The organism is Streptomyces sp. NPDC002619 (genome assembly GCF_042889305.1).
In the GTDB taxonomy this organism is placed as follows: domain Bacteria; phylum Actinomycetota; class Actinomycetes; order Streptomycetales; family Streptomycetaceae; genus Streptomyces.
In genome coordinates, this window is the sequence record NZ_JBIAQV010000155.1 from 1 (window position 1) to 1,576 (window position 1,576).

The 1,576-nt window shown below is 71.2% G+C and carries 1 protein-coding gene; it reads left to right on the top strand.

The window, feature by feature from the left end; all coding sequences use genetic code 11:
- Positions 1–120: 120 nt before the first annotated feature.
- Positions 121–1,566 (top strand): NF041680 family putative transposase, encoded by a 1,446-nt coding sequence (locus tag ACFYXB_RS45970; RefSeq protein WP_389591475.1) that lies wholly within the window; start codon positions 121–123, stop codon positions 1,564–1,566.
- Positions 1,567–1,576: the final 10 nt, after the last annotated feature.

The following is a 1,576-nucleotide window of genomic DNA, read 5'->3' on the forward strand; positions in this document are numbered from 1 at the left end:
CGTTTATCCTCGCAGGTCACCCGACCTGCTGATCTGCGGTTCTTCCCGGGACAGCAGAGGCGGCCGTTCTCCACGCTTCGAGATGTCGAGTAACGAAGCACGAGAGAACGGCCGCTGCCCATGAGTTTCCCCGTCGACGCGCCCGCAGGTGACGCATTGGGCATCCTGTCCCGCTTTCGGGTCGAGTTCTACGAATGCCTCTACGCCCGCCAGGACGCGCTCTTCGAGCTCACGGACGCGGTGTTGTGCGTGGACGGGCCGGTGAAGACCCTGGTCGAGCTGTCGCTGGCGGTCGAGCACCGGCGCGGGCACGGCGCTCTGTACGCGGCGTTGGACCGCGGTTGGCTGGAGCCGACGCGGGTGCGCCGCACGCTGGCCGGCCTGCCGCTGCCGAAGGCGGCCGACGGGCGGATCGTGCTGGCCGTGGACGTGAGCAACTGGCTCCGCCCCGATGCCCCGACCAGCGACGATCGGCTGTTCTGCCACGTCTACGGACGTGGCGACCGCAAGACGGACCAGTTCGTGCCGGGCTGGCCGTACTCCTTCGTTGCCGCGCTGGAGTCCGGCCGCACCTCCTGGGTCGCGCTGCTGGACGCCGTGCGCCTGGGGCCCGCCGACGACGCGACGCTCGTCACCGCTGCCCAACTGCGCGACGTCGTCGAGCGGTTGACGCAAGCCGGGCACTGGCGGCCGGGCGACCTGGAGATCCTGATCGTGATGGACGCCGGCTACGACGTCACCTACCTCTCCCACGCCCTGGCCGACCTGCCGGTCGTGCTGGTCGGGCGCCTGCGCTCGGACCGGGTCATGCTCCGCGACGCAGGCCCCGCGCGTTCCGGCCCGAAGGGCGGGCGGCCCCGTCGGCACGGCGGCGTCCTCACCTTCGCCAAGCCCGACAGCTGGCACCAGCCCGACGTCACCACCAGCACGGATACCACCCGCTATGGCAAGGCCGAGGCGATGGCCTGGGACCGGATGCACCCCAGGCTCACCCACCGCGGCCCGTGGCTGGACCAAGCCGAGGAGGAACTGCCCGTCCTGCACGGCACGTTGGTACGGCTGCAGGTCGAGCGCCTGCCGGGCGACCGCGACCCGAAACCGGTCTGGCTGTGGTGCTCAGCCACCGCCGCGACGCCGGTGGACGTGGACCGCTGGTGGCAGTCGTTCCTCCGCAGATTCGATCTTGAGCACACCTTCAGGCTCCTGAAGCAGACGCTCGGCTGGACGACCCCGAAGGTCCGCCACGCCGACAGCGCCGACCTGTGGACCTGGCTCATCATCGCCGCCCACACCCAGCTCCGCCTCGCCCGCCCCCTCGCCGAGGACCTGCGCCGTCCCTGGGAGCGACCCGCCGAGCCGCGCCGCCTCACTCCCGCCCGCGTGCGCCGGGGGTTTCGCAACGTCCGCGCGACGGCGGCCCGTCCGGCGGCCGCACCGAAACCGTCCAAGCCGGGCCCGGGACGGCCTCCCGGCTCGAAGAACAAGCACCGAGCCAAGCGCCACGACGTCGGCAAGACGGTCAAACGCGCCGAGTCGATCAAGGAACACCAAACCCGCCGAGGATAAACGCCAAGCT

What these genes read in the sequence shown, in the direction of transcription:
- ACFYXB_RS45970 (WP_389591475.1), top strand. Translation starts at nt 121, where the DNA reads ATGAGTTTCCCCGTCGACGCGCCCGCAGGTGACGCATTGGGCATCCTG.